Origin of the sequence: Brevundimonas sp. UBA2503 (genome assembly GCF_002341485.1) — a bacterium.
Taxonomy (GTDB): Bacteria; Pseudomonadota; Alphaproteobacteria; order Caulobacterales; family Caulobacteraceae; genus Brevundimonas; species Brevundimonas halotolerans.
Genome location: NZ_DDOD01000022.1, coordinates 1 through 24,891, shown reverse-complemented (window position 1 = coordinate 24,891; position 24,891 = coordinate 1). Strand labels below are relative to the sequence as shown.

Genomic DNA, 24,891 nt, shown 5'->3' with positions numbered 1-24,891 from the left:
GCGGTGCCGTCCGCAGCACTCGGGTGCCCCGCCATCGCGGCTGAACGGCCAAGGTTGTCACCCGTTCTGAGGGAGTGATGGACGGATCACGATTTCGTGAAGAGGGAGCCGACGTCACCCCGGTGTCACAGGGCTTTCCACAGTCCCGAGCGGCTTGCCCCCCGATTCGCGAACAATGTGATCGTCAAGCCCGTTGACGGGTCGTTAGGTATCTGTGCCCCATATGTGGCGTCGGGACCTGCTTCGGCCACTAGATCATGTGGTTGTGCAGGAGGCGCTGTTGCATTGGCATTCGGGGATTATCGAGCATTATGGCTGGCGTGGAAGCACTGAAGACGGCGGAAATGAAGACGGCTGAGACGTCCGGAACGTCTGTGGGCGCGACCGCCGAGCGACCGCATCTGAAGGTGGTGCCCTCGATCATTCTGGACCGCTCGCGCGATGCCCTGCTGACCGAGTTCGGCAAGAAGACGCTGGAAGACCGCTATCTGCTGGCGGGCGAAAGCTATCAGGACATGTTCGCCCGGGTGGCCAATGCCTTTGCCGACGACGCGGATCACGCCCAGCGCATCTATGACTATATGAGCCAGCTGTGGTTCATGCCGGCGACGCCGGTGCTGTCGAACGGCGGCGCCAATCGCGGCCTGCCGATTTCCTGCTTCCTGAATGCGGTCGGTGACAGCCTCGACGGCATCCAGTCGGTCTGGAACGAGAATGTCGCCCTGGCCTCGAACGGCGGCGGCATCGGCACCTATTGGGGCGGCGTCCGCTCGATCGGCGAGAAGGTCAAGGGCGCGGGCCAGACCTCGGGCATCATCCCCTTCATCCGCGTGATGGACAGCCTGACGCTGGCGATCTCGCAGGGCTCGCTGCGCCGGGGTTCGGCCGCCGTCTACCTAGATGTGCACCACCCCGAGATCGAGGAGTTCCTCGAAATCCGCAAACCGTCGGGCGATTTCAACCGCAAGTCCCTGAACCTGCACCACGGCATCAACATCACCGACGCCTTCATGGAGGCGGTGCGCGACGGCAAGACCTTCGACCTGCTGTCACCCAAGGATCAGGCGGTGATGAAGACCGTCGACGCCCGCGGCCTGTGGCAGAAGATCCTCGAGATCCGCCTGCAGACCGGGGAGCCGTATCTGATCTTCTCGGACACGGTGAACCGCCAGATGCCGCGCCACCAGCGCGAGCTGGGCCTGTCGGTCAAGCAATCCAACCTGTGCTCGGAAATCATGCTGCACACCGGCCGCGACCACCTGGGCGTCGACCGGACGGCGGTCTGCTGCCTGTCGTCGGTCAATGCCGAGACCTTCCTGGAGTGGAAGGACGAGCCGCGCTTCATCGAGGACGTCATGCGTTTCCTCGACAATGTGCTGGAGGACTTCATTCGTCGCGCCCCGCCGGAAATGTCGGCCGCCGTCTATTCGGCCAAGCGCGAGCGGTCGGTGGGTCTGGGGCTGATGGGCTTCCACTCCTTCCTGCAGGCGCAGGGCGTGGCCTTTGAATCGGCCATGGCCAAGTCGTGGAACATGCGGCTGTTCAAGCACCTGCGCCGCGAGGCCGACAAGGCCAGCCGCCTGCTGGCCGAAGAAAAGGGCGCCTGCCCCGATGCCGAAGAGCGCGGCATCATGGAGCGCTTCTCGCACAAGCTGGCCATCGCCCCCACGGCCTCGATCTCGATCATCTGCGGCGGTACCTCGGCGGGCATCGAGCCGATCCCGGCCAACATCTATACGCACAAGACCCTGTCGGGCTCGTTCGCGGTCAAGAACCCCTATCTGGAGGAAATCCTCGAGGCCAAGGGGCTCAACACCGACGCCATCTGGAATTCGATCCTCGAGAATGAAGGCTCGGTCCAGCATCTGGACGAGCTGACCGACGACGAGAAAGCCATCTTCAAGACCGCCTTTGAACTGGATCAGCGCTGGGTGGTCGAGCTGGCCGCCGACCGCACGCCGGAGGTCTGCCAGGCGCAGTCGGTCAATCTGTTCATTCCCGGCGACGTCGAGAAATGGGATCTGCACATGCTGCACTGGTCGGCGTGGGAGCGGGGTCTGAAGTCGCTCTATTACCTGCGGTCCAAGTCGGTGCAGCGGGCATCGTTCGCCGGCTCGGAGGACAAGGCCGAGGCCGAAATCGATCCGAACCAGCCTGATTTGTTCTCAGTGGCGCGCACCGATTATGACGAGTGTCTGGCCTGCCAGTAGGGCAAGGCCCCGGCGAGAGGGAACGCGGAGCCATCCCGATCCGTTAGGGGATCGGAGCCGCGTCGCCGAAAAGTCATTTGTCGGACGCGGGCGAATGTAGCATGCTCAAGCGCGTAACGCTGCGTAAGGGCACGGTGAGGGGCCTGTGAAGCGATCGACGTCCATACTGGTCGGGTGTGTCCTGGCCACCGGTTTCGGGGGAGCTGCCTTTGCACAGGCGGGCCCGTCGACGACGGCGTCACTCAACTCTGCAGACCCGTGGGAAGACAGCTGGGAAGCCCAGCGTCGTGACCGCGAAATAACCTCGCGCCTCAATGCGGACACCACCTATACGGCCCGGACCCAAACCGTCGCCGGTCCTGCCTATGTGCCCGACAGTCGGTCTGTCGACGTCCGGCCACTGGAGATCGAGCGCGGCTCGCCCTGGGTGGCGACCAGCCGCGAGGTCTGGCGCGAGACGGATGCCTATACCGAGAGCCTCAGGGTCGACAGCGTCGGCACCCTGCGTCGCGCAGATGGCGGGCCGCTGCCGCCGGGCGCCGGCGATGCGGTCGCGGTCAAGGACGAACGTTATGGCCTCAGCTATCGCCGGGGCTGGCCGTCCACGCTCGGCTATACCGCTTCCGGCCTCGAGGTGACCCTGACCCCGCACGCCGGTGTCGGCCTGACGCCCCTGGGCCCCGTGGCCGAGGCCGGGGCGACCCTGTCGATCGGCTCGGATGTCGAACGCATGGTACCCGAGGGGCAGGAGGTCTTTGGCGACCGGGCCCGCTGGTATCTGTTCGCCGCCGGTTCCGGCCGCGCCGTAGGCTATAATTTCGCTCGGACGCGCGACGGCAACTATGCCCGCTCGGGCTACAGCCACGACTCCGGCGCCTTCCTTGGCGATGCCTCGATCGGGGTCGCCTATCGCCGCGGCGACGTCCACAGCTCGGTCGGTCTGGTCTATCGCGAGATCGAGCCCGGCGGCATGCGCGACATGAGCGACAGCATCGAGGCCGATGTCACCGAAGGCATGGTGGCCTTCCAGTTCTCGATCAAGCCCGACTGGTGACGCTCTAGCGGGTTGCGACCACGCCCTCGCGGCGATCGTCGGCCCCGCCGTCCCAGGCCCAGCCGTCCGGCCCCAGACGCCACAGGCCGCCGTGCAGCCCCGAATTCTCGCTGGCGTTGGACCGCAATCGCAGGTCCCGCTCCATCAAGGCCGCCTGAAGCTCGGGCGAGAACCGCTCGGTGTCCGCCCCCAGCCCCGTCCCGCGCGCCACCAGATTGGGCAGGTCAAAGGCGTCCTGCACGCCCAGGCCCCAGTCGAGGGTCCCGATCAGCGCCTTGGCATTATAGGCCAGGATCGACGACCCGCCAGGTGAGCCCAGCCCCCCGACCAGCCGCCCCTCGCGGTCGAAAATCAGCACCGGCGACATTGAGGACCGCGGCCGCTTGCCGCCCGCCACGGCATTGGCCACCGGGCGCCCCAGATCATCGACGGGCTCGAAAGAGAAATCGGTCAGCTGGTTGTTCAGGAAAAAGCCGCCGCTCATCCGGCCCGAGCCGAACACGCTCTCGACCGTGGTCGTCATGCTGACGGCATTGCCCCACTGGTCGACGATGAAGAAGTGCGAGGTTCCAGCGGGCTCGGTCGTGGCGTCAGTGCCGACCGCGACGATGCCGGGCGGGTTGCCGGCCTCCGCCGCGCCGGTCAGGCCGGGTACCAGGGCGGCGCGTTCGGCGACATAGCCCGGGTCCAGCAGGCCCGCGACCGGCACATAGACGAAATCCGCATCGGCCACATAGCGATCCCGGTCAGCGTACATCAGCCGCTGCAGCCGGGCGAAGGCGACCCAGGCGCCTGCGTCGTCCGGGCCGGCTGATACGTCCGGCACATGCTCGGCCATGGCCAGCAGCTGCAGCAGGGACACCCCGCTGGACGGCGGCGGCGGCACACAGACCACATAGATCCGGTAGGGACGGCACAGGGCCTCGCGCACCTTCGGCTGATAGCCGGCCATGTCCTCCAGCGTCAGGGCCCCGGGGCGCGGGGCTTCGGCGACCGTTTCGACAATCCCCTCGGCGATCGGACCTTCGTAGAGGGCGCGCGGCCCGTCGGCAGCCAGCACGCGCACCGTTTCGGCATAGGCCGGATTGGTCAGCACATCGCCCGTCTGCACACGCTGTCCGTCGGCCCCGGTGAAATAGGCATTGGCCCAGTCGCTGCGGGCCTGTCCGCGCGTCGAGGCGATGAAGCCGCCCAGCCGGGGGCTGATCTCGAACCCGTCCTCGGCCAGCCGCTCGGCCTCGCCGAACAGATCCGCCCAGGACAGCCGGCCGTGCCGCTCGTGCGCCAGACCCAGCATGGCCACCGCCCCCGGCACGCCGGTCGAGCGCCCCGACATGACGGCGTCGGCAAAGCCCAGCGGCTTGCCGTCCTGCCAGAACAACTCGGGCGTGGCCGCAGCAGGGGCGGTCTCGCGCCCGTCATAGACGGTGACCGCTCCGCTTTCGGCGTCGAACCACATCATGAAGGCGCCGCCGCCCAACCCCGACGACTGCGGCTCGACCAGGCCCAGAACCGCCTGCACCGCCACCGCCGCATCGGCCGCCGTGCCGCCCCGGTCCAGCACCGCCATACCGGCCGCCACCGCATGCGGATTAGCCGCCGAGACAAAGGGGCCGACCGCCATTGGCACCTCGTGTGCGACCGGTGGCGCCGCGTCGACCGGGCGGGCCTCCGGCTGCATCGCACAGGCGACCCCGAGCAGCAGTAGGCCAGGCAGGGCGACGGCAAACAGGGGGCGCAGGAGGTTCGACACAGGCATGAACAGGGACAGGTCCGTTGCGACATTGCGGGGAGTTCGATCCGGCCTAGCCCATTTTGGCCCGCCGTTCGACGATGACTTGCCCGCCGGTCAGATTCTCGGCGTTTCAGGGGCTCACAGGTCTTGCGCCGATGAAACCGAGGGGCTAGAGAACCGCCCCTGCCCCGCAAGGGTCAGATCCGCACCCGTAGCTCAGCTGGATAGAGCACCAGACTACGAATCTGGGGGTCGGGCGTTCGAATCGCTCCGGGTGCGCCATTTTCCTTCAATCACTGTGTTGAACCGCTCCACGGTCCCGAGCTGGCTGGCGCGCGCCTAGGTCCCCGGCTGGATGTAGGGGATGCGGCCGAACCAGGCGCGTTCGGTGCCGCGGGGGTCGTTCTCCATCCGGGGCGGCCGGTCCAGGATCAGGGTCTCGCGGCGCGCCAGCGAATACGGCGTCCAGTCCGGCAGGCCGGCGCCATTGGGATCGCCGGTCGCGGCATAGCGGGCGACGAAGCCGCTCATCCGGTCGGCCATGTCCTGTGCCTGTGGCCCGATGACGCCCGATTCCTCGGCGGCCAGGGTGTCGAACACCAACGGAATGTCCGATGTGTGAAAGGCCCCGCTCCGGCCATCCGGCAGGCGGGCGGGCCAGTCCAGCTGATAGACCCGGGCCGGGCTGCCCTGCCGCGCGCGTTCCTCGGCCTCGATCACCGCGGCGCGCCAGGACCGGCCAGCGGTGGTGGCCCGGATCAGCACCTCATCCGGCGACATCTGCGGATAGAGGTCGCGGTAAAAGGCGATCACCTGTTCCGGCGCCACATCGATGCGCATCTGCGAGGGCGTCAGCCGCGCGGGCAGGCTGTCCCACGTCAGGTCGCGATTGGCCGGGTCATTGCCCAGAAACGCCAGCGTCTCCTCGCGGGTATTGCCGATGATCATGGGAATGTCGGCCGACAGGGCGGGCGCGTCGGGATAGAAGGGATGCCGGGTCAGCACCCGGTCATCCAGCACCGGCCCGAAATAAAGACTGCCGCCCAGGATCGGATCCTCGGCCCGGGTCGCCTCGATAAGGCGCTCGACCGGCAGGGTGCGCAGCTGGCCGATCTGGCCGGGCGCGAGGCCCAGCGCGTCCAGCCAGACCTCGGCCCGGCGGGTGGCGTTCAGTGGGCCCGAGGCGGTGACCTGCTGGCCGCTCATGGTCATGACCCGGTGGAACAGGCCCCGCGCCTGCGGCATGGCCATCAGGGTGGCGATCTTGGCCCCGCCGCCGGACTGCCCGATCAGGGTCACGCGTGACGGGTCTCCGCCAAAGGCCGCGATACTGTCGCGCACCCATTCCAGCGCCAGCACCAGATCCAGCTGGCCCAGATTGCCGCTGTCCTCAAAGCCTGGCGTGCCGTGGGCCTCCGCCAGACGCGCCAGATAGCCATATCCCAGCGCGTTCAGCCGGTGGTTCAGCGTCACCGCCACCAGACCCTGCCGCCGCGCCAGCCGCGCGCCGCTCGTGAGGGGGCTGGAGCCAGAGCCGGTCGCATAGGCGCCGCCGTGGATATAGACGACGACCGGGCGCGGTTGCTCGACGCGGGCCGGCGTCCAGACATTCAGGCGCAGGCAGTCCTCAGAGGTCGCCCCGGCCTCGGCCCGCTGGGGGGCAGGGGGGCCATAGGCGGTGGCCTCGAACGGTGTGGTCCAGGGCGCGGGCGGGACCGGCGGGGCGAACCGCCGGGGGCCGGTATCGGCGCCGTAGGGGATGCCGAGGAAGGCGCGTGCGCCGTCATCCACAAATCCTTGCACCGGGCCATGGCGAGTTTGCGCGCGCGGAGGCCCCCGATCACGACCGATGGCCAAGCCGGGCAGCGAGGCGGCGAGGCCTGCGCCGATCAGCACGCCCCGACGCGAGGTCAAGGGTCCGCCCCGCTGTGCCATGTTGTATCCCCCCACCGTCCGGAGACGGAGGCTGTCACGGCTACACGAGGGCATCAATACGGGGGCAGCAATCGATCTGTCGTCAGTTACCCGCGCAGGCGGCCCGGTTTCCGCGTTCGCAGGCCGCGACCTGATCGCGCCAGCGGGCCTGGCGGGCTTCGGCTGCGGCCACCTCGGCGCGGTATTCGGCCATGCGGGTCTCATAGGCGGCCCGTTCGCGCGCGGCCTCGGCCTCGATTTCGGCAATCCGCGCCGCGCGTTCAGCGACGGCCGCTTCATAGGCGGCGCGGCCCTGGGCCTCGATGGCGTCGGCGCCCTCAAGCTGGGTCAGCACCCGGGCATTCAGACGTTGGGTTTCGTCATTGCCCGTATCCTGTTCGGCGACGGGGTCCTGCGCCGGCGGGCGAGCGGGGTCTTGCAGAACGGGGTTGCCCAGCATCAGGACGGCAGAAAGGGTCACAAGCGTAATCATAGGGTCCTCCGAAGGAACACTCATACGCCATCGGAAACGGTCAAGCCTGTGAAAGTTTCCTCATGGAGGCTCAGGCGTTCAGCACCAGTTCGAAAACCGTGCCCTGCGGTCCGGTCGACACCAGCCGCAGCGTCCCGCCCTGGGCCTCGGCCAGCTCACGCGAAATGGTCAGTCCCAGACCCGACCCCTCCCGCCCGGCGCCCGTGACAAAGGCCTGGAACAGCCGCTCCTCGACGCGCGGGGGGATGCCCGGGCCATTGTCTTCCAGCCGGATGTGGACACGGGTGCCCCGGGCTTCGGCGGCGACCTTCAGGCGCGGCGGGCGGGTACCGCTGACGGCCTCGGGCGTGTCGCTCAGGGCCTGGCGGGCATTCCGCATCAGATTGACGAGGATGCGGTGCAGCTGGTCCGGGTCGGCGGTCACGGCCAGCCGCGCGGGCAGGGCGCGGACCAGTTTGATGTCGCTGTGCTCCAGCCCGGCATCCTGGGCGGCGGCGGTGACGGCGGGCCCCAGAGGCACGCGGCGCAGTTGCGGCTCGGGCTCTTCGGTCTTGCCATAGTCCAGCACATTACGGGTCAGGGCCGTGGCCCGGCCCAGCGCCCGCTCGAGACGGGGCAAGGCCCGCGCCACCGCCGGATCGGCGGAATCGGCCATCCGGTCCGAGGCGATCTGGGCGGCGCTCAGCATGTTTCTGAGGTCGTGGTTGATCTTGGCCACCGCCTCGCCGAGCGCCGCCAGACGAGCGCGGGACCGCAGCGCCAGCCGCACCTCGCCCTGCATACGGGCCAGTTCGCGCTCGACCTGACCGATTTCGTCGCGGCGGTCGGACGGGGTCTCGGGGTCGGACTCGGGGTCGCCGGCAAAGCGCTCGATCGAACGGGTCACCCGGTTCAGCGGCCGCAGCACCAGCACCGCCAGCGCCGCATACAGCATCAGACCTGCCAGCCCCGCGACCAGCACGGCGGTGATCAGACTGTTGACCAGGGTGGCGCGCAGCTCCTGCTTCAGCGGTTCGGCGGGGGCCAGGATTTCCACATAGTCGCCCGAGCGATAGCGCGGCCGGGCCTGCACCCGGATCGAGCGGTCAGGGTGTCCGAACAGGGTCCGCCAGGGCTCGACCACCCGCGCCCAGGTGCCCCGCCCTCTCAGGTCGATGACATCGGGCGTGCGTGGCAGATTGGGTGCCTGCAGCAACAGGCGGCGTACCCCCTGATCGCCGACCACCACGGCCTGGACGCCGCCGATGGTCATCAACTGTTCGGCCACCTCATCATCGACCATACTGTAGGGCAGGGCCTCGACGGCCGTGGAGGCCAGCTCGGCCGCCTGCAGCCGGTCGCGCAGCCAGCGCTCGTGAAAACTCGCGGCATTGGGTACGATGATCAGGGCGCCGACGGCGAAGGTGAATATCACGGTCAGCAGCAGCAGGCGGAAGGCAAGCCCCGAGATGACCCGGGGCTCCGGTCGTGCCGCGACAGGCGCATCGGCGCGCGCCTTCAGGGCCGTCAGGGGCTTCACCGCCCAGCGATAGACCCGGTCCGCGGTCGCCGTCATGCCATCCTCTTCTGGCGACGCTTGTACCACGCCTGACCGCCCTTGATCATCAGCGGCAGGAGGATCGACAGAAAGGCCACCCCCATCAGAGGCCAGAAGAATTTCGAGACCAGCATGTTCAGGTCCGGCTGAACCCCCTGCTGCAACAGGTCGCCCAGCCCCGATCCGATCCAGGTGTAGATGTAGGTCGAGGGCAACAGGCCCAGAAAGGTCGCAGCGATATAGGGGCGCAGCGGGGCGGCGACCATGCCGGCCGTGGCATTGATCAGCACGAACGGCACACTGGGGATCAGGCGCAGGGTCAACAGGGTGACAAAGGCATTGCGGTCGATGCCGGTGGCGATCTTGTGCATCATGCCTGCATCCGCCTCGAATTTGGCGCGCAGCCAGGTGCCGATGGCGCTGCGGTACAGCATATAGATGGCGATCGAGCCCAGCGTCGCCCCGGTGGCCTGGGCCAGCGCCCCGACCAGCGGCCCGAACATCATGCCCCCCAGCAGCGTCAGGAACACCGGGCCCGGAATGGTGCTGGCGGTGGCCAGGGCATAGACGGCGATGAAGATGATCAGCGCCAGCAGGAATTGCTCGGCGGCAAAGGCCTGAAGATTCAGCCCGTGCTCGCGCAGCATCTCCATCGACAGATACTTGTTCCAGCCCATGGCAAAGGCCAGAATGACCAGCGCCGCCAGCGCCAGGATGGGCGACAGGCGCAGGGCCCAGTCGCGAGCCGAGCGGGGTGTGTGACTGCTCACCGCCGCCTCGGCCACCGGTGGAAGGGCGGAATCCATCCCCGGCACGGCCTCGGGATCAGCAGGAATTCGGGGCTCAGTCATGGCTCCACGGTCTCTTTCTGGGGCCCGGTAGCACGCCGACGGCGTTGACACCCGCGCCCCGGGGTCTTATACGCCCGCCCTCCTGCGGTGGACGCCATCAAGTCTGCCGCGTCACTGCTAGATATATGGAGCCGACCGTGAAGCGGACCTATCAGCCGTCGCGACTCGTACGCAAGCGCCGTCACGGTTTCCGTTCGCGGATGGCCACGAAGAACGGTCAGAAGATCGTTCAGCGCCGTCGCGCCAAGGGCCGTAAGCGCCTGACCGCCTGATGCGTCGGGTCTCTCCGTCCGGAGAGACCATGTGGCCATGACCCGCATTGAACGCCTTACTTCGCGGCCCCAGTTTCTGGCGGCCGCGAAAGGCATGTCTGAAGCCCGGGGCGGTGTCGTGGTCCAGAGACGCGACCGGGGCGACGGCGACCCGCTGATCGGTGTGGGCTTTACGGCGACGCGCAAGGTCGGCGGGGCCGTGATCCGCAACCGCGCGAAACGCCGTCTGCGCGAGGCGGCGCGCCTTTTGATCCCCGAACTGGGACGGCCTGGATCCGACTATGTGCTGATTGCGCGCATGGGCACGGTGGACCGTGCATGGCCACGTTTGCTTGACGATGTGAAATGGGCCCTTACAAGGCTCGCGACCCCGCGCCCGCCGCGGCCGGATGCGCCCGTCGGGCCTTCGGCCTCGCCTGCGCCCTGAATTCTCCGCCAGACCAGGCCAGGACTGCCGATCCATGAACCTCGACAACAATCGGAACACGATCATCTTCATCGTGGTCACGGTGATTTTCCTGTTCGCCTATCAGGCCTTTGTGCTCCAGCCCCAGGCGGATCAGCGCAAGGCGGCCTTGGATGCCCAGCGCGAAACCGTGGCAGAGCAGAGCCAGCCGGGCGTCGCCCTGCCGACCGACTCCGGCGACATCCCGGCCAACCCGCCCGTCTTCATCACCGACCGCCAGGCGGCCCTTGCCGGCGCCAGCCGCGTGGCCATCGAGACCGATACGCTGAAGGGCTCCCTGTCGCTGGAAGGCGGCAAGATCGATGACCTGTTCCTGCTGGGCTATGACCAGACGCTGGGCTCGGACCAGCCGGTCGAGCTGTTCCGGCCGCAGGGCATGGAATATGCCTATTTCGCCCAGTTCGGCTGGTTGGGCACCAACGTCGCCGGCGGCGTTCCCGGGCTGAACACGCCCTGGCGGCTGACGTCGGGCGAAACCCTGACGCCCGCCACGCCCGTTACCCTGACCTGGGACAATGGTCAGGGCCTGCGCTTTACCCGCGTCATCTCGATCGATGAGCAATATCTGTTCACCATCACCGACACGGTCGCCAACTTCAGCGCCCAGCCGATCACGCTGGCGCCGTATGGCTCGGTCCAACGCCAGGGCGTGCCGCCGACGCTGGGCCGCGAAATGATCTCGCACGAGGGCGCTATCGGCACCTTTGGTGAGAACGGCGGCTATTCGACCGAGCAGCACAAATACAAGGACTGGGCCAAGAAGCCTCCGATCCGCAAGGAATCGACCGGCGGCTGGCTGGGCATCACCGACAAATTCTGGCTGGCCGCGCTGATCCCGGATCAGGGCGAGTCCATCGAGGCCGAGTTCCGCACCCGCGAGCAGGGCAATGTCACGTCCATGCAGGCCAATATGCTGGGCGAGGCCGTGACCATCCGGGCGGGCCGTCAGATCACCGAAACCCGCCACCTGTTCGCCGGCGCCAAGCGCAACGAAATCCTCAAGAGCTATGAGGAGCAGCTGGACCTGCCGCGCTTCATCTATGCGATCGACTGGGGCTTCCTGTTCTTCCTGACCCGCCCGATCTTCCTGATCGTCGACTTCTTCTATGGCGTGCTGGGCAATTTCGGACTGGCCATCCTGGCCCTGACCGTGGTCGTCAAGCTGGTCATGTTCCCGCTGGCCAACAAGGCCTATGAGAGCATGTCGAAGATGCGCAAGCTCCAGCCCAAGATGGAGGAGATCAAGAAGAAGCACGAAGGCGACGTGCAGAAGCAGCAGCAGGAAACCATGGCGCTGTATCAGCGCGAGAAGATCAATCCGCTGGCGGGCTGTATCCCGATCCTGATCCAGATCCCGGTCTTCTATGCCCTCTATAAGGTGCTGTTCGTCACCATCGAGATGCGCCACGCGCCCTTCTTCGGCTGGCTGCAGGACCTGTCGGCGCGCGATCCGTCCAACATCTGGAACCTGTTCGGCCTGATCCCGTGGGATCCGGGCAGCCTGCCCCTGCTGGGGGGTCTGCTGGTGGGCACGCTGGGCCTCGGCATCCTGCCGATCTTCTACGGCCTGACCATGTGGCTGCAGATGGCCATGAACCCGCCGCCGCCCGACCCGATGCAGCGCAAGATCTTTGCCTTCCTGCCGTTCGTCTTCACCTTCATCATGGCGCCGTTCGCGGCCGGCCTGCTGGTCTACTGGGCGTGGAACAACATCCTGTCGATCATCCAGCAGTACATCATCATGCACCGCTTCAAGGCCGAGAACCCGATCGACAGCTTCATCGATCGCTACCTCAAGAAGAAGGCCGCGTGACCGACTTCACCGAGGAAGAGCTGGAGGCCGCGCGGGTGCTGTTCGCGCGGCCCGCCACCTTCATCATGGGCTGCGCCAAGATCGAGCAGCTGCCGCCGCCCGACTGGCCCGAGATCGCCTTCGCCGGCCGTTCCAATGTCGGCAAGTCCAGCCTGATCAATGCCCTGGTCGGCATGAAGGGTCTGGCCCGCGCCTCGAACGAGCCGGGCCGCACGCGCGAGGTCAATTTCTTCGAGCTGGACGGGCGCATGCGTCTGGTCGACCTGCCGGGCTATGGCTGGGCCAAGGCGTCCAAGGGCGAGGTCAAGCGGTTCCAGAACCTCGGCCGCGACTACCTCCGCGGGCGGGTGACGCTGAAGCGGGTCTATCTGCTGATCGATGCGCGCCACGGGCTGAAGGCGGTCGATACCGAGGCGCTCGACGCCCTGGATCTGGCCGCCGTCAGCTATCAGATCGTGCTGACCAAGGCCGACAAGCTGAAGTCCGGCGAGGGCGAAAAGCGGGTCGCCGAAACGCTGAAGGCCATCGCCAAACGCCCGGCCGCCTATCCGCACGTGGCCCTGACCTCATCGGAAAAGGGCACCGGCATGGCCGAGCTGCGCGCCTTCGCCATGACCGCTGCCGAGGTTACGCCTTAAGCGGCCCGGCGGGCAGCGACAGGGCCAGATCGATCAGCGCGACCAGCGTGCCCTCAGCCCCCTCCAGCGCCGCCTCCAGCCGCGCACAGGCCACCAGCACCCGTGCCGCCTCGCGCACCTCTGCGGCCTCATGCGCCTCGCCCAGCCGATCGCGCTCCAGAAAACGCCAGCCACTGTCCGGCGCATGGGCCCGGATCAGGTCCCAACGGGCCCCCGCATCCAGATCATCGGCCAGCCGCGTCCAGCGTCTGGCCTTGGGCCCCTTGCGGTAAAAACCGGCCTTTGTCGGCAGGTCATGGGCCCGATAGACCGCCAGAGCCGACGCCCTCAGCGCCGCCAGCCGCGCGGTCGGGGAACGGTCAGTCAAGGTTGAGAGCGCTGGTGACCGAGACGTCATAGACCACCCGCGTCACGCTCTGGACCAGTTCAAAGAACTCGCGCAGTTCGGTCGATCCCGCGCGCGGCACAAACACCAGATCGTCGGGCCGGATCTCGAAGTCCGAGGCGACGAACATGCCATAGGCCCCCGACAGATCGAGCCGATAGACGACCGGCACCCCGCGCGGACTGGGCGACTGGCTGAGACCCAGGGCGCGAGCCACCGCCGGGCTTTCAAAGCGGAACACCAGCACCGACCGGGCATCGGCGGTATTCGGGTTGGGGCCCCCGGCGCGGGCCAGCGCCGCCGCCAGCGTCAGCGATCCGGGGCCCATCTCGGCCTGCGACACCGCCCCCAGCGCGCCCATGACGCTGTAGCGGCGCGGCCGGTATTCCAGGCTGACCCGGTCGCCCGGTGCCAGCCGCACATTCTGGTCGAAACGGGTGGTGACGGCGCTATAGGGCGCGCGCCAGGTGGTCTGGCCGCGGCTGACCAGCACCTCGATCTCCTCGGGGCTGCGCGACGGCCCGCCGCTGGCGGCGATGACATCCAGCAGCCGGTCGCGGCTGACCGACAGGGGCACCCGGCCCGGTGTGCGCACCTCGCCCAGCACCGTCACCCCGGTAGAGGGGGCTTCAGCGCGCGCGACTGTGACCTGCGGATTGCCGACCCGCCCGATCAGGGCGCGGCGCACGGCGGACCCGGCCTCGGCGACGGTCAGGCCCTCGACCGCGACGATTCCGGCAAAGGGAATCTGGATGGTGCCGCTGTCGGCGACCACGGCCATGGGCAGGGTCTGGCTGGCGCCTTGCACCGTACCGCCGCCGCCGCGCGCGCCGAACAGGGCCCCGCTGGGCTCATAGATTGAGACCGACAGCGTATCGCCGACCCCGATCCGGTCGAGCGGCGCCGTGCTCTCGGCCCCGGCCAGCGACGCGGTCGCGTCCACCGGGACGGCTCTCAGCATCTGGCTGACGCCGGCGTCCAGCTCGACCACGGCATAGCTCTGGTCGCCCGCATGGCCGTTGACATCACGCGCCGACGGCCCCTCGACCGGCAGGGTGGAGCATCCGGCCAGCGCCAGGGCGGACAACAGGGCAGGGAGGGCAAGACGTCGGGCCATGCGTCTGACTTACCGGCGTTTCAAAGGGTGCGCCAGTCGCGCCTGACCGGCTGCGCGGTCAGATACCGGGCTTCATCCCCAGCGCCTCGGCCACGATCTGGAAGTGGCTGCTCCAGCGGGGCGGCTTGTAGGGCGCGGGCTGCCCGTCGCCGCGCGCGGCCCGGTCCAGCGCCTTCAGCCAGCCGGGACCGTCCAGCGGGTCGATCAGTTTCGCCTTGGGTACCAGTTCGCGGTGCGCGGCAATATCCGAGGCGATCAGGGGCACCCCCATGGCCATGGCCTCGACTGCGGGCAGATCGAACCCTTCGACCGCCGAAGGGGCCACCACCCCGCGCGATGCCCGCATCAGCCGCGACAGGGCCGCGTCCGGCAGCTCGGACGCCTGATGCACCAGCCCCTGCAGCGGCGGCGACCGCTCCAGATGGTCCATGACGGACTCATTCTCCCAGCCATTCCGGCCGATCAGGACCAGGGCCGGGGTCTCGCCCCCTCTCAGCTCTTCCAGACGCCGCCACAAGGTCAGCAGGAAGGTCAGGTTCTTGCGCGCCTCGACCGTGCCGACATGGACGAAATACGGGCGCTCGGCGGGCCGCCAGCCGGGCTCCGCGAACGGCGGCTCCAGCCCCAGATGCGCGACCACCACGGTCGGTGTCGCCAGCCCCTCCCGCTCGGCAAACGCCTTGAGCACCTTGGCGGTCGTGTCGGAGTTCACCACCAGCACCGACCCCTGCTTCAGGGCCAGACGCATCCGCGTGCGATGCCGTCCGCCCTCGCCCGGCCGGCAGTATTCCGGGTGGGTGATGGGGATCAGGTCATGCACCATCAGCACCGACCGGGCCCCGTCCTCCGCCAGCTTCGCCAGCAGGCGCGGACTGGTCAGGCCGCTGTGGCCGACATTGACGTACAATGTGCCCCGGCTGACCTCGGGCAGGGCGCGCGACATCAACAGCCGCGTCATCGCCTGCCGCCGGGGTTCACGCTCGCGGCTGACGGGGCCAGAGAGCGAGCGCGCCCCGCGCGGCCGGGCCAGCAGGTCGGTCAGGGTGCGCTCGGCCTCGCCCACACCATTACCGGTCCACCGCTCACGCAGGGAGGCCGCGAGTTCACCGAACCATTTCCGGTCCAGCGCCGTCAGGTGATCGCCCCGGCTGCGCACCGGGACGAAGCGCACATCGGGGTGGCCCATCAGCCATTCGGCATAGGCCAGACAGACGCGGTCCACCCCCGTGGGGGTCGTGCGCCCGCTGCGCTGTAACAGACGCCCGGCATCAAACAGGACGGTGCGGGCCATCCCCTCAGGCCACCCGGGCGTAAAGCGCGCTCAGGCGTGCCTGATAGGCCTCGGGGCTGAAGACCTGCGCCTGAACCCGGCCGCGTGCCGACAGATCGGCGGCCAGATCATCATCGGCGTCCAGCGCCCGGATCTGCGCCGCGATGGCCGCAGTATCATAGGGATCGGCCATCAGGGCGGCATCGCCGGCAACCTCGGGCAGGGAGGCGGCGGTCGAGGTCACGACCGGCGTGCCCAGCGCCATCGACTCCAGCACCGGCAAGCCGAACCCCTCATAGATCGACGGGAACAGGGTGCCCCGCGCCCCCCGGATCAGATCGACCAGCAGCGAGAATGGCAGGAAATCGTACAGGCGGATGCGCTTCTCGCGGGCCTTCTTGGTCCGCCGGATCTGGTGCATCAGGGCGGTCTCGTCCTCGTCCAGCCAGGCGCGGCCACCGACGACGACCAGCGGCCGCGTCGAACCCGAGGTCAGATAGGCCTCGACGATCCGGCCCAGATTCTTCTTGGGCTCGATGGCCCCGAAATAGAGGTAATAGCCCTTCCAGCCCAGCTGGTGGACGCTGGCCAGTTCTGCGGCCACGGTCTCGTCGGACTTGGCCAGCAGGCGGGGCGGGATGCCGACGGACTGCCAGGTGACGCTGATCCGGTCTTCCTCAACGCCCAGAATGTCGATGACATCGCGCTTGGTCGCCTCGGACACCACCGCAATATGGTCGGCCTTTTTCGCGATCTGCCGGCACAGGCCCAGGAACAGCCGCTTGTTGTCCAGCGTGGTGTGCGGCAGACGCAGCGGGATCAGATCGTGGATCGTATAGATGTTGGGCACCCCCCGCGCCTGACAGGGCAGGGCGGTCGTCCAGTGCATCACATCCGGCCGGGCGACGGCCTCGTGCGAGCGAAAGCTCAGGGGCGTGAACACCCTGTCCGCAGCAAAGGCCCGGTTGGCGGTCGAAAACAGCCGGGGCGAACTCCAGTAGGCCGAGGCCACGGGCCGTCCACCCCCGCGAGACGGCCAGATGACCATGTCACTCGGGGCGATGGCCGTCGCCGTCTTGCCCAGCCGCGCCGTCAGCGTCTCGACCTTGCGCCGCAGCGGCCGGTCGCGCGGCGTATGGGCGTCGATCAGGGCGATCTCGTTCAGGATCGGCCGCTTCTTGTTGATGGCGGCGTTGGGGCCGTACAGGACCTGGGTGTCCAGTCCGGCGTCGTTCAGGTTCCGCAGCAGGTTCCGCCCATAGGTGGCGATCCCCGTGCCCTTGGCCATGCCGATGTTGAAGCCGTCGATACAAACACGGGTCATATCAGGAGACGTAACCCGCCTGCATCAGTTCGGCGAGGTGGATAATCGCCACCGGCCGGTCGTCCTCGACCACCAGCAGGGTCGAGATGCGGTTCTGGGTCAGGATGTCGACCGCGTCGCTCATCCGGGCGTCGGGCGACACCTGTTTGGGGCTGGCGCTCATCAGATCGCCGGCGGTCAGGTCCTTCAGCGAGGTCGGCTCGCGGCCAAAGGCGCGGCGCACATCGCCGTCGGTGACGATCCCGGCCAGCCGCCCATCGGCCTCGACCACGGCAGTGGCGCCCTTCATGCCTTCGGTGATGGCCGAGATCACCTCGGCAAAGGGGGTGTCGCGCGTGACCGTCGCGACCTTGCGTGGGCGGTCGCCCATCCAGTCGCGCACACTCTGCAGGCCCATGCCCAGCTTGCCGCCCGGATGGTGCAGGCCAAAGGCCTCGGCCGAGAACCCGCGCCGCTCCATCAGCACCATGGCCAGGGCATCGCCCAGTGCCAACGTCATCAGGGTCGAGGTGGTCGGCGCCAGATTGTTGGGACAGGCCTCGGCCACCTGCGGCAGCTGCAGCAGGACGGCGCTGTTGCGGCCGAGGAAGCTCTGCGGCCGCTGGGTCATGCCGATCACCGGAATGCCGCGCCGCTGGCAGAAGATCAGCGGATCGCGCAGCTCGCGGCTCTCGCCCGAATTGGAGATGGCCAGCAGGGTGCAGTCATCGCGCAGCATGCCCAGGTCCCCGTGGCTCATCTCGGCCGGGTGGACGAAGAAGGCATTGGTGCCGGTCGAGGCCAGGGTCGCCGCCAGCTTGCCGCCGATGTGGCCGGACTTGCCCATGCCGGTCACCACCAGATAGCCGGGTCGCGACAGGATCACGGAACAGGCGCGCGCCACGCTGTCGTCCAGCCCGTTCTCCAGCGCTTCCAGCGCCTCGCGGTTCAGCCGGATCACCCGGCGCGCGTGATCGGTAATGGCCTGGGTGGTGTCGGCATCGAAGGGGGGCTGGGTCATGTCACGCGCGTCAGATCGGCCGTCATCGGCCCGCCGGATAGGAAGCCGCAGGATGTGCCGCATCCCGCCTCGTTTCACAATGCCGGACCCTGCCTCTCAGATCCCTGAGCCCGGCGGTTTGACCTGACCGCAGTTAGGCGACAACCTTTGCCGCAGCGGGGCGTTAGCAGGACCGCAACCCCGAGCCGACCGTCTTCCTCCCCCGTTGGATGGTCCCTCCCGAGACTGCGGGCACCCGTTCCGGCGTAGCCCCGTGCCATGAGAAAGATCCGACCCGACCTGATGACTGCCGTGATCGCCCCGACCGACCCCCGAGACCTCGCGCCACCCCCGGCGCCGGCGTCCCTGATCCGGAACCGGGGGCCGCTGGCCCTGTTCCTGGATCTCGACGGTGTGCTGGCCCCGATTGAATCCCGGCCCGAGGATGTCGTCCCTGATCCGCGTCGCTCGCGCCTGCTGGACGCCCTGATCGCGGCGTTGGACGGGCGGGTGGCGGTGCTCAGCGGGCGTGCGCTGGCCGATGTCGACCGCATTCTGGAAGGCCGCGTGGTCCCGGTCGCCGGGGTGCATGGTCTGGAGCGCAGGGCAGCTGACGGACAGGTCGAGAGCCGCGGGGCCGAGGCCGATGTGGCGCTGGCGGTCGAAGGGCTGACCCAGACCCTCAGCGCCCAGATCGCCGACGGTGTCGAGATCGAGAACAAAGGGGTCGGCGTCGCCGTCCACTACCGCAATGCGCCGGATCGGGCCGCCGACGTCCGCCACGCCACGACAACGCTTGCCCGGGATCACGGCCTGCATCTTCAGCCCGGCCATATGGTCGTCGAGCTGAAAGGGGGCGACACGGACAAGGGTCGGGCATTGGCCGCCTTTCTGGCCGAACCGCCCTTTGCCGGCGCCCGTCCCGTCATGATCGGCGACGATCGCACCGACGAAGCTGCCTTTCGCGCGGCCGAGGCGGCGGGCGGGTTCGGTATTCTGGTCGATCCCCGCTGGGTCAGTGCCGCCCGGTATGGCCTCGCCGATACCCGCGCCGTGACCGACTGGCTGACGCAACTGTCCGAGGCCGCCCAATGAAGCCCTCCGTCGATCTTGCCCCCATCGGTAACTGCGCCGTCAGTGCCCTGATCGATCGTCAGGGGCGCTATGTCTGGGCCTGTGCGCCCCGCTTCGACGGCGACCCGCTGTTCTCGGCCCTGATGGACGGCAGCGATCCGGAGCATGGCTTCTGGGACATTGTGCTGGAAGACCAGGTCAGCGCCGAGCAGGACTATGTGCGCAACACACCGATTCTCCGCACGATTCTCCATGCGGTCGATGGTTCGGCCCTCGAGATCATCGACTTCTGCCCCCGCCATGCGCATCAGCAGCGCACCTATCGTCCGCTGGCCTTTGGCCGGCTGATCCGGCCCCTGTCCGGGACGCCCCGGATCGCCATCCGTCTCAGGCCTGCCGCCGATTGGGGCGCGCGGAGGGCGGACAGCACCCGCGGATCCAATCACATCCGCTATCTGTGCACCGGCGCCACCTTCCGCCTGACGACCGACTGCCCGGTCAGCCATATCGTCAATGAGCGGGTGTTCCGGCTCGAAAAGCCGATGGCCTTCTTCTTCGGGCCCGACGAAGCCTACGATCAGGACGTGGGCCCGGGACTGATCGCCGCGCGGGACCGCACGGTGGCCTACTGGCAGGAGTGGGTGCGCAAACTCTATCTGCCGCTCGACTGGCAGGAGGCGGTGATCCGCGCCGCCATCACCCTGAAACTGTGCGCCTATGAGGAAACCGGCGCCATCGTCGCGGCCCTGACCACCTCCGTGCCCGAATTCCCCGGCAGCGGCCGAAACTGGGACTACCGCTACTGCTGGATCCGCGACGCCTATTACACCGTGCGCGCCCTGAACCGCCTCGGCGCCGTCGACATTCTCGAGAACTACCTCGTCTATCTCCGCAACCTGGTCGACCAGGCCGACGGCGGCCACGTCCAGCCGGTTTATGGTGTCGGCCTGGAAGAGAATATCGACGAACGGATCACGGAGACGGTCGAGGGCTATCGCGGCATGAAGCCGGTGCGCGTCGGCAATCAGGCGCGCGAGCATCTGCAACACGATGTCTACGGACAGATTGTCCTGCCGCTGGTGCAGGCCTTCTACGACCAGCGGATGATCCGGCCGGGCACGCTGGAGGACTTCCACGCCCTCGAGCGGGTCGGCCAGCGCGCCTTTGAGATGCACGACCAGCCCGATGCCGGCCTGTGGGAGTTCCGCACCTTTGCCCGGGTCCACACCTATTCCGCCGTCATGTGCTGGGCGGCCTGCGACCGGCTGGCCAAGGCCGCGCTTCATCTGAAGCTCAAGGATCGCGCCGCCGACTGGGCCGACAAGGCGCGTATCATCCGTGAACGGATCGAGGCCGAGGCCTATCTGGAGGGGGAGGGCCATTTCGCCGCCAGCTTCGGCGGCACAGAACTGGATGCGTCGCTGCTGCAACTCACCGACGTCGGCTTCCTGCCCCTCAACGACCGGCGCATGGCCCGCACCTTTGAGGTGATCGAGCGCGATCTGAAGAAGGGTCCCTTCCTGTTCCGCTATGTCGAGCCCGACGACTTCGGCGAGCCCGAGACGGCGTTCAACTTCTGCACCTTCTGGTTCATCGAGGCCCTGCATCAGAACGGTCGCGACGAGGAGGCCCGAGCTATCTTCGAGGAAATGCTGGCCCGCAGAACCCATGCCGGGCTGCTCAGTGAGGATATCGCGGTCGAGTCCGGAGAGCTGTGGGGCAACTATCCCCAGACCTATTCCCTGGTCGGTATTATCAACTGCGCCATCCTGCTCAGCCGTTCGTGGACCGACGTCCGATGAGCCGCCTGATCGTCGTCTCGAACCGCGTCTCGGCGCCCACAGACCCGTCGGCGGGCTCGGCCGGCGGGCTGGCCATGGCCCTGTCGGCGGCGCTGCGAAAGTATGATGGCCTGTGGTTTGGCTGGTCCGGCAACACCACGCCGGTCTGGAAACCCGAGGCCCAGATCGAGGACCGGGCCGGCGTCACCGTCGCCCTCGTCGATCTGGAGCCCCAGGACGTCGACGAATATTACAACGGCTATGCCAACAAGACCCTGTGGCCGCTGTTTCACCACCGGGTGGACCTGTCGGCCTATGAGCGGTCGTTCGGCGAGGGCTATGAGCGCACCAATGACCGGTTCGCCGAGGCGCTGGCCCCGCTGATCCAGCCCGACGACCTGATCTGGATCCACGACTATCACATGATCCCGCTGGCCCGGGACCTCAGGCGGCGCGGCATCAAGAACCGGATCGGCTTCTTCCTGCACACGCCCTGGCCGGTACGGCAACTGCTGGTGACGCTGCCCTATCACCGGCGGCTGGTGGAATCGCTGTTCGACTTTGACCTACTGGGCTTTCACACCCGCGAGTGGCTGGACCTGTTCCGGGACTATGTGGCGTCAGAGCCCGGCATCCATGGCCGCCTTCTGCCCAATGATGCCCTGATGGCCTTCGGGAAGACCGTCCAGACCGGCGTCTTTCCGATCGGCATCGACGTCGATGCCTTCGTCGAGGCGCGGAACTCTGCGCTCGGCATCCGCACCTATGACCGGATGGCGGCGTCGGCGGCCTTTCGCTCGATGATCGTCGGGGTCGACCGGCTGGACTATTCCAAGGGACTGGAACAGCGGCTGCTGGGCTATGAGCAGTTCCTCAAGGACAATCCCGAACAGCGCGGCAAGGTCTTCCTGTTGCAGGTCACGCCCCTGTCCCGCGACGACGTCGATGCCTATCAGGACATCCGGAGCCGTCTCGACAGCCTGGCCGGGCACGTCAATGGCACCTATGGCGATGTCGACTGGCAGCCGGTTCGCTATCTGAACCGCACCTACCGGCGTGACCAGTTGGCCGGCATCTATCGCGCCGCCCGCGTCGGCCTGGTGACGCCCCTGCGCGACGGCATGAATCTGGTCGCCAAGGAATATGTCGCGGCACAGGACCCCGAAGACCCGGGCGTGCTGATCCTGTCGCGCTTTGCCGGGGCCGCCGAGGAGATGACCGAGGCCCTGCTGATCAATCCCTTCAGCCGCGAGGAAATTTCCGACGCCCTCAGCCGCGCGCTGGCCATGCCGCTGGCCGAGCGTAAGGACCGCTGGCAGGCCCTGATGCAGGTCGTGCGCGATTCCGACGTCGCCCTGTGGCGCGACATGTTCGTCGCAACCCTGCAAGCGATCCCGACAGGCGGGGCGAAACCGGTGCCCGAGGTCTAGTAAATCTCGAACAGGCCGGCCGCGCCCATGCCGCCGCCGACGCACATGGTGACGACGCCGTATTTGGCCCCGCGGCGCCTGCCCTCGATCAGCACATGGCCCGTCATGCGCGCGCCCGACATACCGTAGGGGTGGCCGATGGAGATGGCTCCGCCCGAGACGTTCAGCCGGTCATTGGGAATGCCCAGTTTGTCGCGGCAGTACAGGACCTGCACGGCGAAGGCCTCGTTCAGCTCCCAGATGCCGATGTCATCGACGGTCAGGCCATGGCGCTTCAGCAGCTTCGGCACGGCAAACACCGGCCCGATGCCCATTTCGTCCGGCTCGCAGCCGGCCACGGCCATGCCGACGTAGCGGCCGAGCGGCGTCAGGCCGCGCTTTTCCGCGTCCCTGGCCTCCATAAGGACCGAGGCCGAGGCCCCGTCCGACAGCTGGCTGGCGTTGCCGGCCGTGATGAAGCGGCCCGCTTCGATCTTTTCGCCGCCTCCGAACACGGGCTTGAGCGATGACAGGCCCTCCAGCGTGGTTTCCGGTCGGTTGCCCTCGTCCTTTGACAGGGTCACTTCCTTCGACGAGGTCTGGCCGGTCGCCTTGTCCATCACCTGCATGGTGGTGGTCATCGGGACGATCTCGGCATCCAGATGCCCGGCGGTCTGGGCCGCCGCAGTCCGCTGCTGGGATTGCAGGGCGTACTCGTCCTGAGCCTCGCGCGAAATGCCATAGCGGTCGGCGACCACCTCGGCGGTTTCCAGCATTGACATATAGATGTGCGGCGCCTGCTTCAGCAGCGCCTCATCCTTGAAGCGATACAGGTTCATATGCTGGTTCTGGACGAGGGAAATGCTCTCCAGCCCGCCGCCGACGGCGACCGTCTGGCCGTCGACCATCACCTGTTTGGCCGCCGTGGCGATGGCCATCAGGCCCGAGGCGCACTGCCGGTCCAGACTCATGCCCGCGACACTGGCCGGAAGGCCGGCTGCCAGCGCGATCTGACGCGCGACATTGGTCGAGGTCGAGCCCTGCTGCAGGGCCGCGCCCATCACCACATCTTCAATCTCGGCGGGATCGACGCCCGCGCGTTCGACCGCATGGCGCACCGCATGGGCACCAAGTTGCTGCGCCTGGGTGTCGTTGAAGGCCCCGCGATAGGCGCGACCGATCGGGGTGCGGGCGGTCGAGACGATGACGGCTTCACGCATCTGCGATGCTCCTTCTTTGTAGGGCGCTATCGCTCGCCTCGCGGAGGCTCGCTGCTTGAGCGCGGGTTATTCCAAATCTGTACGCGCCTGCCGCGACGTCAAGACAAGGCTTTTGGCGCCTCAAGCCGTGAGCCGCCGCGCGGCGAACATAGGCGCGCGCCGTCAGGCGCCCAAGGCTTTCTGCAGCTTGCCCAGTTCGATCATGCCCTGGGCTGCACCCATCTCCGGCACGATCTCGTCCGAACGGTCCGAGATATCGCCAAAACGGGCCGCAACCTGTTCGCGGGCGTCGGCGCCGGTCGCACGGATGCCCTGCGTCAGGGTCACATAGGCGCGCTCGAACCCGCCGGCCCCGGCGGCCAGGATACAGCGGGTGGGCGCGTCCTCGCTGACCAGATGCACCAGCCCCGGCGACACCAGTTCCGGCCCCAGTTGATCCAGCGGCAGGGCCGCGCCCAGATCCTCGGTCATACGGGTATGGGCCGTGGGCGCCAGACAGTTTACGCGGATATCGTTCTTGGCGCCCTCGATCGACAGGGTTTGCATCAGCCCGACCAGTGCCATCTTGGCGGCACCATAGTTGGACTGGCCGAAATTGCCGTACAGGCCGGAGGAGGAGGTCGTCATGACGATGCGGCCATAGTTCTGCAGGCGCATGATCTCCCACACAGCCTTGGTGCAGTTCACCGCCCCCATCAGGTGGACGTCCACGACAAAGCGGAAATCGTCCAGATCCATCTTGGCAAAAGACTTGTCGCGCAGCACGCCGGCGTTGTTGACCAGAATATCGACGCGGCCCCAGCGCTCCATGGTCCGCGCCACCATGGCCTCGACGGCGGCATAGTCGGTGACCGAGGCGCCGTCGGCCATGGCCTCGCCGCCCAGGGTCTCGATTTCCTTGACCACGTCCTCGGCAGCGGTCAGCGATCCGCCGGTGCCGTCGCGGGCACCGCCAAGATCATTGATGACAACCTTTGCGCCCCGTTCAGCCAGCGCCAGGGCATGGCAACGGCCCAGTCCGCCGCCCGCGCCGGTGACGATGGCCACCCTTCCGTCCAGTTCCTGCCGCATCCGGGCGTCTCCCCTAATGGTGAATGGCCTCTCCTAGCAGGAGATTGGCGCCCCGAAATGGGGATTTGTGTTGAAATCGGGCCACAGTCGCGCCACCGATGCGTCAATTCCGGAACTCGAACAGCATAATCCCGTTCGATGCTTGGAGCCGCCCGTGTAAGCAGGGGCACACTGTCAAGTTTGACGATCAGAATTTAGAGGGATGAGCATGAAGGTAAAACTTCTCGCCAGCGTCGCCGCAGCCGGCATTTTCGCCGCAGGTGCGGCTTCGGCTGAGC

General features: G+C 67.5%; 21 protein-coding genes and 1 tRNA gene. 10 read left to right on the top strand and 12 right to left on the bottom strand.

All coding sequences use genetic code 11. The annotated features are described in order from the left end of the window. Window positions 1-257: 257 nt before the first annotated feature. Both B4K74_RS10435 and B4K74_RS10430 read left to right on the top strand, forming a co-directional pair. On the top strand, window positions 258-2,210 hold the full coding sequence (locus B4K74_RS10435) for a ribonucleoside-diphosphate reductase subunit alpha (RefSeq protein ID WP_414630922.1): 1,953 nt from the start codon (window positions 258-260) through the stop codon (window positions 2,208-2,210). Between the two features lie 145 nt (window positions 2,211-2,355). After that, window positions 2,356-3,264 (top strand): lipid A-modifier LpxR family protein, encoded by a 909-nt coding sequence (locus tag B4K74_RS10430; protein WP_286692873.1) that lies wholly within the window; start codon window positions 2,356-2,358, stop codon window positions 3,262-3,264. Between the two features lie 4 nt (window positions 3,265-3,268). Here the strand turns inward: B4K74_RS10430 and B4K74_RS10425 are convergent, their stop codons facing one another. After that, window positions 3,269-5,023, bottom strand: a complete 1,755-nt coding sequence (locus B4K74_RS10425; protein WP_286692872.1) for a gamma-glutamyltransferase family protein — start codon at window positions 5,021-5,023, stop codon at window positions 3,269-3,271. Window positions 5,024-5,204: 181 nt separating this feature from the next. Between B4K74_RS10425 and B4K74_RS10420 the strand changes: the two genes are divergently transcribed. After that, window positions 5,205-5,281: transfer RNA gene (locus B4K74_RS10420), tRNA-Arg, on the top strand. 57 nt (window positions 5,282-5,338) lie between these two features. Here the strand turns inward: B4K74_RS10420 and B4K74_RS10415 are convergent. The 4 genes from B4K74_RS10415 to B4K74_RS10400 form a co-directional block, all read right to left on the bottom strand. Next, window positions 5,339-6,913, bottom strand: coding sequence for a carboxylesterase/lipase family protein (locus B4K74_RS10415; RefSeq protein ID WP_286963631.1), 1,575 nt, complete (start codon window positions 6,911-6,913; stop codon window positions 5,339-5,341). 103 nt (window positions 6,914-7,016) lie between these two features. Then, the gene (locus B4K74_RS10410) at window positions 7,017-7,406 is read right to left on the bottom strand and encodes a hypothetical protein (protein ID WP_286692870.1); all 390 of its coding nucleotides are present in this window, start codon (window positions 7,404-7,406) and stop codon (window positions 7,017-7,019) included. 70 nt (window positions 7,407-7,476) lie between these two features. Continuing rightward, window positions 7,477-8,961, bottom strand: a complete 1,485-nt coding sequence (locus B4K74_RS10405; RefSeq protein WP_286692869.1) for a sensor histidine kinase — start codon at window positions 8,959-8,961, stop codon at window positions 7,477-7,479. Then, entirely contained in the window at window positions 8,958-9,794 is an 837-nt protein-coding gene (locus tag B4K74_RS10400; RefSeq protein ID WP_241153212.1) for a TVP38/TMEM64 family protein, read from the bottom strand. Before B4K74_RS10400 ends, B4K74_RS10405 begins: the two co-directional genes overlap by 4 nt. Window positions 9,795-9,931: 137 nt before the next feature. On the opposite strand from B4K74_RS10400, the gene rpmH reads away from it, so the two are divergent. The 4 genes from rpmH to yihA are packed head-to-tail and all read left to right on the top strand — an operon-like array spanning window position 9,932 to window position 12,983. Continuing rightward, entirely contained in the window at window positions 9,932-10,066 is a 135-nt protein-coding gene (gene rpmH, locus B4K74_RS10395; RefSeq protein ID WP_123288089.1) for a 50S ribosomal protein L34, read from the top strand. A 37-nt stretch (window positions 10,067-10,103) separates the two neighbouring features. Then, window positions 10,104-10,493, top strand: a complete 390-nt coding sequence (locus B4K74_RS10390; RefSeq protein ID WP_123288090.1) for a ribonuclease P protein component — start codon at window positions 10,104-10,106, stop codon at window positions 10,491-10,493. A gap of 34 nt (window positions 10,494-10,527) precedes the next feature. Next, complete coding sequence (gene yidC, locus B4K74_RS10385) at window positions 10,528-12,345, top strand: membrane protein insertase YidC (protein ID WP_286692868.1); 1,818 nt, start codon at window positions 10,528-10,530, stop codon at window positions 12,343-12,345. Next, window positions 12,342-12,983, top strand: coding sequence for a ribosome biogenesis GTP-binding protein YihA/YsxC (gene yihA, locus B4K74_RS10380; protein ID WP_286692867.1), 642 nt, complete (start codon window positions 12,342-12,344; stop codon window positions 12,981-12,983). The genes yidC and yihA overlap by 4 nt, the downstream gene beginning before the upstream one ends. Here the strand turns inward: yihA and B4K74_RS10375 are convergent. Genes B4K74_RS10375 through B4K74_RS10355 form a run of 5 tightly spaced genes read right to left on the bottom strand, consistent with a single transcriptional unit; the run spans window position 12,973 to window position 18,079 of the window. Further along, entirely contained in the window at window positions 12,973-13,350 is a 378-nt protein-coding gene (locus B4K74_RS10375; protein ID WP_286692866.1) for a hypothetical protein, read from the bottom strand. The two genes, yihA and B4K74_RS10375, sit on opposite strands and share 11 nt — an antisense overlap. After that, the gene (locus B4K74_RS10370) at window positions 13,343-14,485 is read right to left on the bottom strand and encodes a polysaccharide biosynthesis/export family protein (protein ID WP_286692865.1); all 1,143 of its coding nucleotides are present in this window, start codon (window positions 14,483-14,485) and stop codon (window positions 13,343-13,345) included. The genes B4K74_RS10375 and B4K74_RS10370 overlap by 8 nt, the downstream gene beginning before the upstream one ends. 58 nt (window positions 14,486-14,543) lie before the next feature. Then, complete coding sequence (locus B4K74_RS10365; protein ID WP_286692864.1) at window positions 14,544-15,776, bottom strand: glycosyltransferase family 4 protein; 1,233 nt, start codon at window positions 15,774-15,776, stop codon at window positions 14,544-14,546. Window positions 15,777-15,780: 4 nt separating this feature from the next. Further along, entirely contained in the window at window positions 15,781-17,079 is a 1,299-nt protein-coding gene (locus B4K74_RS10360; RefSeq protein ID WP_286692863.1) for a glycosyltransferase family 4 protein, read from the bottom strand. Between the two features lies 1 nt (window position 17,080). Beyond that, window positions 17,081-18,079: a KpsF/GutQ family sugar-phosphate isomerase gene (locus B4K74_RS10355; RefSeq protein ID WP_286692862.1), complete on the bottom strand. Its 999-nt coding sequence runs from the start codon at window positions 18,077-18,079 to the stop codon at window positions 17,081-17,083. Between the two features lie 258 nt (window positions 18,080-18,337). On the opposite strand from B4K74_RS10355, the gene otsB reads away from it, so the two are divergent. The 3 genes from otsB to B4K74_RS10340 are packed head-to-tail and all read left to right on the top strand — an operon-like array spanning window position 18,338 to window position 22,343. Then, a complete protein-coding gene (otsB, locus tag B4K74_RS10350) occupies window positions 18,338-19,153 on the top strand; it encodes a trehalose-phosphatase (protein ID WP_286692861.1) in 816 nt (271 codons plus the stop codon). Further along, window positions 19,150-20,934: a glycoside hydrolase family 15 protein gene (locus tag B4K74_RS10345; protein ID WP_123288073.1), complete on the top strand. Its 1,785-nt coding sequence runs from the start codon at window positions 19,150-19,152 to the stop codon at window positions 20,932-20,934. The genes otsB and B4K74_RS10345 overlap by 4 nt, the downstream gene beginning before the upstream one ends. Then, window positions 20,931-22,343, top strand: coding sequence for an alpha,alpha-trehalose-phosphate synthase (UDP-forming) (locus tag B4K74_RS10340; RefSeq protein WP_286692860.1), 1,413 nt, complete (start codon window positions 20,931-20,933; stop codon window positions 22,341-22,343). Before B4K74_RS10345 ends, B4K74_RS10340 begins: the two co-directional genes overlap by 4 nt. Here the strand turns inward: B4K74_RS10340 and B4K74_RS10335 are convergent. Continuing rightward, a complete protein-coding gene (locus B4K74_RS10335; RefSeq protein ID WP_286692859.1) occupies window positions 22,340-23,542 on the bottom strand; it encodes an acetyl-CoA C-acyltransferase in 1,203 nt (400 codons plus the stop codon). The two genes, B4K74_RS10340 and B4K74_RS10335, sit on opposite strands and share 4 nt — an antisense overlap. Before the next feature lie 162 nt (window positions 23,543-23,704). Then, window positions 23,705-24,613 carry an SDR family NAD(P)-dependent oxidoreductase gene (locus B4K74_RS10330; protein ID WP_286692858.1) on the bottom strand — a complete coding sequence of 303 codons (909 nt, stop codon included), beginning with the start codon at window positions 24,611-24,613 and terminating at the stop codon, window positions 23,705-23,707. Window positions 24,614-24,891: the final 278 nt, after the last annotated feature.

Excerpts from the sequence above, each read along its gene's own strand:
- B4K74_RS10370 (WP_286692865.1), bottom strand. The coding sequence starts at position 14,485 with ATGGCCCGACGTCTTGCCCTCCCTGCCCTGTTGTCCGCCCTGGCGCTG.
- B4K74_RS10425 (WP_286692872.1), bottom strand. The coding sequence starts at position 5,023 with ATGCCTGTGTCGAACCTCCTGCGCCCCCTGTTTGCCGTCGCCCTGCCT.
- otsB (WP_286692861.1), top strand. The coding sequence starts at position 18,338 with ATGAGAAAGATCCGACCCGACCTGATGACTGCCGTGATCGCCCCGACC.
- B4K74_RS10330 (WP_286692858.1), bottom strand. The coding sequence starts at position 24,613 with ATGCGGCAGGAACTGGACGGAAGGGTGGCCATCGTCACCGGCGCGGGC.
- B4K74_RS10360 (WP_286692863.1), bottom strand. The coding sequence starts at position 17,079 with ATGACCCGTGTTTGTATCGACGGCTTCAACATCGGCATGGCCAAGGGC.
- B4K74_RS10435 (WP_414630922.1), top strand. The coding sequence starts at position 258 with ATGTGGTTGTGCAGGAGGCGCTGTTGCATTGGCATTCGGGGATTATCG.
- B4K74_RS10345 (WP_123288073.1), top strand. The coding sequence starts at position 19,150 with ATGAAGCCCTCCGTCGATCTTGCCCCCATCGGTAACTGCGCCGTCAGT.
- B4K74_RS10410 (WP_286692870.1), bottom strand. The coding sequence starts at position 7,406 with ATGATTACGCTTGTGACCCTTTCTGCCGTCCTGATGCTGGGCAACCCC.
- B4K74_RS10365 (WP_286692864.1), bottom strand. The coding sequence starts at position 15,776 with ATGGCCCGCACCGTCCTGTTTGATGCCGGGCGTCTGTTACAGCGCAGC.
- B4K74_RS10390 (WP_123288090.1), top strand. The coding sequence starts at position 10,104 with ATGACCCGCATTGAACGCCTTACTTCGCGGCCCCAGTTTCTGGCGGCC.
- B4K74_RS10400 (WP_241153212.1), bottom strand. The coding sequence starts at position 9,794 with ATGACTGAGCCCCGAATTCCTGCTGATCCCGAGGCCGTGCCGGGGATG.
- B4K74_RS10335 (WP_286692859.1), bottom strand. The coding sequence starts at position 23,542 with ATGCGTGAAGCCGTCATCGTCTCGACCGCCCGCACCCCGATCGGTCGC.
- B4K74_RS10405 (WP_286692869.1), bottom strand. The coding sequence starts at position 8,961 with ATGACGGCGACCGCGGACCGGGTCTATCGCTGGGCGGTGAAGCCCCTG.
- B4K74_RS10355 (WP_286692862.1), bottom strand. The coding sequence starts at position 18,079 with ATGACCCAGCCCCCCTTCGATGCCGACACCACCCAGGCCATTACCGAT.
- B4K74_RS10340 (WP_286692860.1), top strand. The coding sequence starts at position 20,931 with ATGAGCCGCCTGATCGTCGTCTCGAACCGCGTCTCGGCGCCCACAGAC.
- yidC (WP_286692868.1), top strand. The coding sequence starts at position 10,528 with ATGAACCTCGACAACAATCGGAACACGATCATCTTCATCGTGGTCACG.